8 protein-coding genes and 1 riboswitch are annotated in these 8,213 nt (G+C 46.3%); of the genes, 1 reads left to right on the top strand and 7 read right to left on the bottom strand.

Annotated elements, in window-relative coordinates; translation table 11 throughout:
• Window positions 1–101: 101 nt before the first annotated feature.
• The 3 genes from H1R82_RS13830 to guaA form a co-directional block, all read right to left on the bottom strand.
• Window positions 102–1,247 carry a peptidase MA family metallohydrolase gene (locus H1R82_RS13830; protein ID WP_181732193.1) on the bottom strand — a complete coding sequence of 382 codons (1,146 nt, stop codon included), beginning with the start codon at window positions 1,245–1,247 and terminating at the stop codon, window positions 102–104.
• A 96-nt stretch (window positions 1,248–1,343) separates the two neighbouring features.
• Window positions 1,344–2,651 (bottom strand): NCS2 family permease, encoded by a 1,308-nt coding sequence (locus tag H1R82_RS13825; RefSeq protein WP_198058711.1) that lies wholly within the window; start codon window positions 2,649–2,651, stop codon window positions 1,344–1,346.
• 31 nt (window positions 2,652–2,682) lie between these two features.
• Complete coding sequence (gene guaA / locus H1R82_RS13820; RefSeq protein WP_181732191.1) at window positions 2,683–4,221, bottom strand: glutamine-hydrolyzing GMP synthase; 1,539 nt, start codon at window positions 4,219–4,221, stop codon at window positions 2,683–2,685.
• Window positions 4,222–4,374: 153 nt separating this feature from the next.
• A riboswitch (purine riboswitch) is annotated at window positions 4,375–4,476 on the bottom strand.
• A gap of 172 nt (window positions 4,477–4,648) precedes the next feature.
• Between guaA and namA the strand changes: the two genes are divergently transcribed.
• Window positions 4,649–5,671 carry an NADPH dehydrogenase NamA gene (gene namA / locus H1R82_RS13815; RefSeq protein ID WP_181732190.1) on the top strand — a complete coding sequence of 341 codons (1,023 nt, stop codon included), beginning with the start codon at window positions 4,649–4,651 and terminating at the stop codon, window positions 5,669–5,671.
• Between the two features lie 347 nt (window positions 5,672–6,018).
• On the opposite strand, the gene H1R82_RS14775 is transcribed toward namA, so the two are convergent.
• From H1R82_RS14775 to H1R82_RS13800, 4 genes are all read right to left on the bottom strand, one after another.
• The gene (locus H1R82_RS14775) at window positions 6,019–6,411 is read right to left on the bottom strand and encodes a hypothetical protein (protein ID WP_232334064.1); all 393 of its coding nucleotides are present in this window, start codon (window positions 6,409–6,411) and stop codon (window positions 6,019–6,021) included.
• The gene (locus H1R82_RS14770) at window positions 6,411–6,623 is read right to left on the bottom strand and encodes a hypothetical protein (RefSeq protein WP_232334063.1); all 213 of its coding nucleotides are present in this window, start codon (window positions 6,621–6,623) and stop codon (window positions 6,411–6,413) included. Before H1R82_RS14770 ends, H1R82_RS14775 begins: the two co-directional genes overlap by 1 nt.
• Before the next feature lie 554 nt (window positions 6,624–7,177).
• Complete coding sequence (locus H1R82_RS14510) at window positions 7,178–7,519, bottom strand: hypothetical protein (protein WP_220215038.1); 342 nt, start codon at window positions 7,517–7,519, stop codon at window positions 7,178–7,180.
• A gap of 11 nt (window positions 7,520–7,530) precedes the next feature.
• The coding region (locus H1R82_RS13800) for a polymorphic toxin type 17 domain-containing protein (protein ID WP_258873914.1) at window positions 7,531–8,213 on the bottom strand (683 nt) is incomplete at its 5' end.

Raw genomic sequence — 8,213 nt, 5'->3', positions numbered from 1 at the left:
TCTCAAGAATTAACGAGTCATGTCTTCACTCTTCAGTTTTCAAGGAACACTTCATTTCACTTTGTTTGTGCCACTCTCTCGCGGCGACAAATATGATATTATCATCTTCCCCGACACAAGTCAACACCTTTTTTTAAATTTTTTTCTCCGTTACAAAAAACCTCCGATAATGCTATGCGGGTCCTTTGATTGAGCTGCTTTCTTTTCGGTTCGCTCTCCTCATCGATATAAGGGAACTTTTTCAATCGGGCAAAGAGTTTTTGGATCCCTTCCTCCCCGAATTGTCCGACCAACTGCCTGTACCGGACATAACTGTTTAAATAATATTGGTGTGCTTTTTCAGCCGGCAATTTTTCCAACGGCGTGTTTTCCAGATCCGCAAGCGGCCACGTTCTCTCCAATAATTCCACATGATGATTCACATGAAGCTCCGGCATCAAATGCGCTTCATAGTACATCGCTGCCCCTTCCTGTAACCAGTAAGCGGCGTTATCATTGGTCAAATCACTCACCGCCTGGTGCGCCAGTTCATGGATCATTCCGAAAGCCAGTTGATCCGGTGCCGTGCGTCCGGCAAAAAACTTGATGGATTGATTGGCCTCATGCCATCCTCCGGCCCACCGGGGCAATGAAGGTTTCACCGACTGACGAAACCACTCGGAATCATGATACAGCTTCACTTCCATTTTTTGCGGATGCCAATCCAAACGCTTTTGCAGTTTGCCGGCGGCTTTTTTCAAGGTATGATAAGCAATCTGTGCATTCATCTTTAAAGCCGGATCCGAGTAATAAACCGTGATCTTTTGGTCTCCCCATTGTTCAAAAGCCAAGTCCGACTCTTTCCACCCCCGGGGTGTCAGACGCAACCGGACCGGCCACCGGACACTCACCGGTTCTCCCTTGGCTGAATAAACCTGTTCCACCACGGCGCACACCGTCTTGTCCCGATCCGGCATCACAGACAGCACATTCAAATGAAAAGAATCCGGATCCACCTCTTTCATCGCATCTTGAAACCAACGCTTCTGCTCTTGCCTGTAAAACGTATTTTCAGCATCGATGGTTTGGAGAAACAGGTCAAGTTTCCGGCTGTGAACGGCCTGCTCCTTTTGTTTCATCACTTGCCCAACAGCACGACAAACATCCGGCTCCAACTTCCGGCAGGATTCCTGAGCCATCCCCTGCGCCGGCAAAACCAACAGGAACAAGCTCCAGAAAACCCCGGCCACCACACATTTTCGAAACATAACTTTCCTCCTTTCCGTTTAGTCTTTGAAACAAAAGACAAAGTATGCAAAGAAAAAAGCTTTCCCCCGTAACAGGAGAAAGCTTCGTCCATTGCTTCAGACGGCTCCCAAAAAGATAAACCGCAAAGCAAAGATAATCCCCAAAATATAAACAATCACATTCACTTTTTTCCCTTCGCCGGCCACCAGCTTGCACAAAGGATAAAAAACAAAGCCGGCGGCGATTCCCGTTGCAATGCTGAAAGTCAACGGCATAAAGATCACCGTGATGAATGCGGGAATCGCTTCACTTAAGTCATCCCATTCAATCTTTTTCAAGCTTCCGGCCATCAACACACCCACAATGACCAATGCCGGCGAAGTAATGGCCGAAACGGAGGCCAGCGACTCAATCAACGGGTAGAAAAACAAAGCTCCCAAAAAACAGACCGCCGTGACAACCGATGTCAGCCCGGTGCGTCCCCCGGTGGCCACTCCCGCCGAAGACTCAATATAAGAAGTCACGGTGGAAGTGCCGAACACGGCTCCCAACATGGTGGCCACCGAATCGGTAAACAGTGCCCTTCCCGCACGAGGGAGTTTGTTATCTTTCAGCAGTCCGGCCTGGCTGGCCACTCCCACCAGCGTCCCTGCATTATCAAATAAATCCACAAACAAGAAAGCAAAAACAATTGTAAAAAGACCCAGTTCCAAAGCTGCCGGAACATCCAGCTTCATAAAAGTCGGCGCCATGCTCGGCGGCAGGGCAAAAAAGTCGGCCGGCACCTGAACCTGACCGGTGATCATTCCGGCCACCGCGGTAATCAACATGCCGATAAAAATCGCGCCTTTCACTTTTCGCACCATCAATACCGTGGTGATAAACAAACCAAAGATGGTAAGCAAGATCTCCGGTTTTTCCGTCAGATGCGGATTGATCATCACAAACGTGGATTCCGAATCCACAATGACATTGGCATTTTTCAAGCCGATGAATGCAATAAATATCCCGATCCCGGACGAAACGGCATACTTCAGCCCGGAGGGAATCGAGTTGATGATAAGCTCGCGCACTTTCGTCACGGTTAACAGAAAAAAGATGATTCCGGATATAAAGACGGCTCCCAGTGCCGTTTGCCAGGGCACTTTCATGCCCAAAACGACCGTGAAAGTGAAATAGGCGATCAATCCCAATCCGGGAGCCAGCGCAATGGGGTAATTGGCAATCACCCCCATCAAAAATGTGCCGACGGCGGCGGAAAGAGCCGTTGCCACAAAAACGGCTCCCATATCCATTCCCGCCTGCCCCATCATGGACGGGGAAACCAGCAAAATATACGCCATCGTGAAAAACGTGGTCACACCGGCCAGCACTTCGGTCTTCACATCGGTCTTATGTTCGCTCAAATGGAAAAAACGTTGGATGACTGACATGATTTCTACCTTTCCTTCCCGATCATTCCCATTCAATGGTTGATGGCGGCTTCGAAGTGATATCGTAGACCACCCGGTTTACATCTTCAACTTCATTGATGATGCGGTTTGAAATTCTTTCCAGCACATCATACGGAATGCGCGCCCAATCCGCGGTCATCCCGTCCACCGAGGTGACGGCACGGATTCCCACCGTGTAAGCATAGGTCCGGACATCGCCCATGACTCCCACACTTTTGAAGTCGGGCAAAGTGGCAAAATACTGCCAGATCTCTTTGTCCAAACCGGCTTTTTGAATTTCATCCCGCAAGATGGCGTCCGCTTCACGGACAATTTCCAATTTCTCTTCGGTCACTTCGCCAATCACGCGGATTCCCAGTCCCGGCCCCGGGAAAGGTTGACGCCAGACAATTTCAGCCGGAAGCCCCAGTTCTTCCCCGACTTTCCGGACTTCATCTTTAAAGAGCGTATTGAGCGGCTCAATCAATTCCATCTTCATGTCTTCCGGCAGACCGCCGACATTGTGGTGGGATTTAATCGTATGAACCGTGTCCGTCCCGGACTCCACCACATCGGTGTACAAAGTCCCTTGCCCGAGGAAACGGTGATCCCCGAACTTGGCGGATTCTTCTTCAAAGACGCGGATAAATTCATTCCCGATGATTTTCCGTTTTTGTTCCGGATCGGTAACGCCTTTCAACTTGCCCAAAAAGCGGTCTTTGGCATCCACTTTCACCAGGTTCATTTGGAAGTTTTCCCCGAATGTTTTCACGACGCTGTCCGCCTCGCCTTTGCGCAACAAACCGTGATCCACGAACATGCAGGTCAACTGGTCACCGACCGCTTTGTGGATCAATGCCGCAACCACCGAGGAATCCACGCCTCCGCTTAACGCGCACAACACTTTTTGGTCTTGAACCCGTTCGCGGATTTCTTGGACGGCATGATCGATAAACGATTCCATGCTCCAGTTTCCTTCACAACCACAAATTTCATACAAGAAATTGGAAATCAATTGGTTCCCGTTTACCGTGTGGCGAACTTCCGGATGGAATTGCACGGCATAAATTCTTTGTTCCGGAAGACTCATCGCCGCCACCGGAGCCGATTCCGTTTTTCCGTCCACCCGGAATCCGGACGGGGCGCCGGTCACCACGTCGCTGTGGCTCATCCAGACCAGCTCTTTTTCATCCAAACCTTTAAAGAGCGGGGAATCGGAAACAACTTCCAATTCAGACTTCCCGTATTCCCGTTTTTTGGCCCTTTCCACTTTGGCCCCAAAGTGGCTGGCAATCAATTGCATCCCGTAGCAGATCCCCAAAACGGGAATACCGAGTTCAAAAATCTTGGGATCGCATTTGAGCGAGTCTTCATCATACACGCTATAGGGCCCACCGGAAAAAACAATGCCTTTGGGTTTCATCTCCTGGATTTTTTCGGCGGAAATGGTCCCGGGCAACAACTCACTAAACACACCGAGATCCCGGATCCGCCGGGCAATCAATTGATTGTACTGTCCGCCAAAATCCAGCACGACAACTCGTTCCAATGGTTTTTCCATACGTCGCAACCTCTCTTCCAGCGAAATAAACTTTTGCCAAACTTAATAAAAAAGCCGGGACACCCATACCGCACGGCGATACAGGACCCCGGTTCACCATATTTTTGCATTCTTCATGATGAATGGAAATGAAATGAAGAAAACATATAGGATTCCCGAAGACCTATTCGCCGTAGTCCGGCCATTTACGGTGGCCGGGTAGAAACGTTCGGGCCCTATTCCCAAACATATACGGCAAAAGTCTTAGCCAAAAATCATCATAATCATAACAAGCCGTTTTAATGCGGTCAACAGTTTTATGTTTCATCCCTTTGGTTTTATCTATTCTTGCACAAATCCATAATGGATATAGCGAATCAACTATTAAACATGTATAATAATTTTTAGTAAGTAACAATAAAAAAGGAAGGTAAGAAGGTGAACAGAGATGTCCTCGATCTTTCAAACATTCACGCAAAAAAATGTCACACTGCCCAACCGCATCGTGATGTCACCCATGTGCATGTATTCCGCTGGCGAAGATGGAAAAGTCACTGATTTCCACCGTGTCCATTACGGCACCCGTGCACTGGGAAAAGTGGGCTTGATCATGATCGAAGCAACGGCCGTGGAAAGCCGCGGACGGATCAGCTCCCGTGACTTGGGACTGTGGAACGACGGGCAAAAGGAAGGGTTGAAAGAGATTGTGAACTTTGCCCACAGCCAAGGTGTCAAAACCGCCATCCAACTCGCCCACGCCGGCCGGAAAGCCGAGGTCGATGAGCCCATCATTGCCCCCAGTGCCATTGCCTTTGACGATAAAAGCAAAACACCGAATGAAATGACCACTGAAGACATAAAAACCGTGGTCCAGGCCTTTGCCGATGCTGCCCGCCGTGCAAAAGAAATCGGATTTGACATCGTAGAAATCCATGCCGCTCACGGCTATCTGATCAACGAGTTCTTATCCCCGCTCAGCAATCAACGCACAGATGAATACGGCGGAGACCTGGACGGCCGTTCCCGCTTCCTCAAAGAAGTGATTCAAGCCGTTCAGGAAACATGGGGAACGGATCGTCCGCTTTATGTCCGCATCTCCGCAGTGGACCATCATCCGGACGGGATCCAAATCGAAGACAGCATTGCCTTGGCACGCAAACTGAAAGAATGGGGCGTCGATCTCATCGATGTTTCTTCCGGGGGAACCCTGCCCGTGGCACCCGACAAAATCCATCCTGGTTATCAAGTTCCTTATGCTGAAGCGATCAAAAAAGAAGCCGGCATAGCCACCGGTGCCGTCGGCCTTGTCACCACACCGGAACAAGCGGAAGATATTCTGGGAAATGAACGGGCCGACTTGGTCTTCTTGGGACGCGAATTGCTCCGCAATCCCTTCTGGGTGCTGGATGCCGCAGGAAACCGTGATGTTTCCTATTTCGGTCCCGAACAATACCGGATGGCTTATAAATAAAAAAAGAGGAGGGGTTGGTCCCCTCTTTTTTTTTTGAAAATGATTAACGTTGCATAAAACAGGTGAAAACGGTCGGCAAGCTCGCTGATCACCTCCGGATCATGCAAATACACACCTATTTCCCACACAACGAACGACAAGGCAAAATGCTCATGGATTCCTGTCAATTTCTGTCCAATTTGCAATATATCAAATTCGATCCGCTTTCATTGCAATATCAATCATCTATCTTTCTCTCTGTAATAAATATTTATGTTTTGATATACAGATACGATATCATCAAGTTTGCAACGGCAAAAAGACAAGATAAAACCTCTTTTCTTCTTAAAAGGATGGTCAGTCCCCTCTCATACCGGGTAGTTCAATTTCATTTTTTTAACAAACGCTTCCGGAAGTTGTTGTTGGGAAAAGTTCAAACTCATCCATGAAAAAACCGTCGCATTGATTGGATGCCAATGGTTTAAGAAAGGCAGACGATGCCATCGGTCTTTCTCATCGCGAAATCCCAACACACATACCCCCATATCCCTTTCTCCCCAGATTCCCCACTTTCCGGACGGAGGCACCCACACGACAGTATAAGAGTGATACAGGATTGCATCCGCAGGACTTTTTGCAGGTCCATGCGCCAGTACAGAAAAATATTCATCCGCTGATAAATCCACCGGCAGTTTCGCCCAGGAAAAACGGCCAAACGCTTTATAATAATAGCGGACCGGATCCGGATTCAAAACGCCCATCAGACAATAAGTATCTTCGGATTTTCGGCACAAATCCTGAAGGACAGGCCAAAACGCTTCACCCATCGCCCAATCAAATTCTTCAAACTTGAACCCGTGGAACGATTCTGAAAAAACTTCTCCGGCAATTCCTGCTCCGTGTTGAACACATGATCAACCCATTTCTTTGATTCCGCAAACTCTTTTTTGTCCGCGATAAACAAACGTTCCATTCGCCTCTGCCTCCTCATCTGATCCCGGCCGAAACCCCCCCATCTTACACGGTCGATTCCCCGGTTTTCGGGTTCCTGTAACACCAACTTTACCTGAACCCTAAAATGGTTCGAACCATATGTAAAGCCGCGCATTTTTATTATTTTCCAGAGATTCAAAAGGTAAACCATTACATAAAGCGTTGGATATGATTCTCCACTTCTTGGATATATAGGAAGAAAAAATTAATATAACCACTTGTCATCCACGCACTAGCGGGTATTTTTTGCTAAGGTTACAATATTAAAGGACAGTCCTGAAAAATGACTGCCCTTCTAATCCAATCAATATATTTTCCCGTTTTTAATTCTTGTAACATCAATCAATATTTTTATTATGTTATCCCCCTGCAAAAGATAACAATAATATGCGGAAAAGTTACCCTTCAGTTTTTGTTACATTCTTTCAAATAATTCATCCTGCTAATTTGCTAGATCGATCATTTTGCTTAATACATCTTAATTCTTTAATTCTTAACACTAATATCTTAATTTCTATAGAAATAATGTAAATGTTATTCAAAGTCTTCAAACCAACAATTGCAAAATCGCAGTTTTGTATTACAAAAGACTGCTCCCATTTTATTTGCACTAGAAACTGCAGAAATCCTTCCTTTATCCCAAGACCACTTGTTTGAAATTTTGTTAAGTATGGCCTCTGCTTTTTGGTGATCCAGAACACTTGAAGTTTCAACATTGCATGTAATTTTAAACCAACCATCAACTTTCCAATAGGGTTCGTTTTCAACAATATGATATGAGTCAATATAGTTTTCAATTTTTTTCATTATATCGTTTAATACAATCAGTGCTTCATCTTCACTCTGACAATCCATAAATAAACTTATCTGAAACATATTCCCCTCCGTTAATGTGAAATTTCACCGTCTGGTGTTACATTGATATACTTTTTATTATTTTTGGTATATTGCCCCCATTTTTTCAACCCTTTTTCTGAGAGTTGTACATCCCATTCAAAATCAAAGTCTTTATTGGGATCTCCATGATAGGGTCCTTTTTTCCACACATTGCCAAATCTATCTACATATCCTCCCAACTTTTTATCATACTTAACTTCCTTTCCTAGAATAAATCTGAATTTTCCTTTTTTGGGTAATTGCGCCTTGGTTATAGGGTTTGTAATATTCTTTTGATATTCCTCGGTTCTCTGTTGTTTCCTTTGATAATATCCACCATAAGGGTCAGCAGTCTTTGATTCGGTATTTGAAATCCCTTTATCTCCACAACTCTTACCACTTGTCAACAGCATCATGGCCACATAGCTGTCTGCCGGTTGTTCATAAACCAGGCAATCCAGCTTTTTGTATACCTTCATGGCCGCAGGGGCAATTTTGGGGATTCCAAAGTATCCAAGCACTGTGAGAGCCGTTCCGGTTACACCGGTAATTGCCGCGTTCTTCCAATTGATATTTAACTTTCGGGAAAGAGTGCCGGCTGCATTTTTCCAAAAGTCTTTGGTAAACACTTTTTGTACTTTTTGTACGGGGGCGGGCAGTTTTTCAAGCAAACCGCTTCCTTTTCTCGCCAATT

This window comes from Thermoactinomyces intermedius, assembly GCF_013912365.1.
Taxonomy (GTDB): Bacteria; Bacillota; Bacilli; order Thermoactinomycetales; family Thermoactinomycetaceae; genus Thermoactinomyces; species Thermoactinomyces intermedius.
This window is presented reverse-complemented; position numbering and strand designations above follow the sequence as displayed.

Excerpts from the sequence above, each read along its gene's own strand:
- H1R82_RS13830 (WP_181732193.1), bottom strand. The coding sequence starts at position 1,247 with ATGTTTCGAAAATGTGTGGTGGCCGGGGTTTTCTGGAGCTTGTTCCTG.
- guaA (WP_181732191.1), bottom strand. The coding sequence starts at position 4,221 with ATGGAAAAACCATTGGAACGAGTTGTCGTGCTGGATTTTGGCGGACAG.
- namA (WP_181732190.1), top strand. The coding sequence starts at position 4,649 with ATGTCCTCGATCTTTCAAACATTCACGCAAAAAAATGTCACACTGCCC.
- H1R82_RS14775 (WP_232334064.1), bottom strand. The coding sequence starts at position 6,411 with ATGGGCGTTTTGAATCCGGATCCGGTCCGCTATTATTATAAAGCGTTT.
- H1R82_RS14770 (WP_232334063.1), bottom strand. The coding sequence starts at position 6,623 with ATGGAACGTTTGTTTATCGCGGACAAAAAAGAGTTTGCGGAATCAAAG.
- H1R82_RS14510 (WP_220215038.1), bottom strand. The coding sequence starts at position 7,519 with ATGTTTCAGATAAGTTTATTTATGGATTGTCAGAGTGAAGATGAAGCA.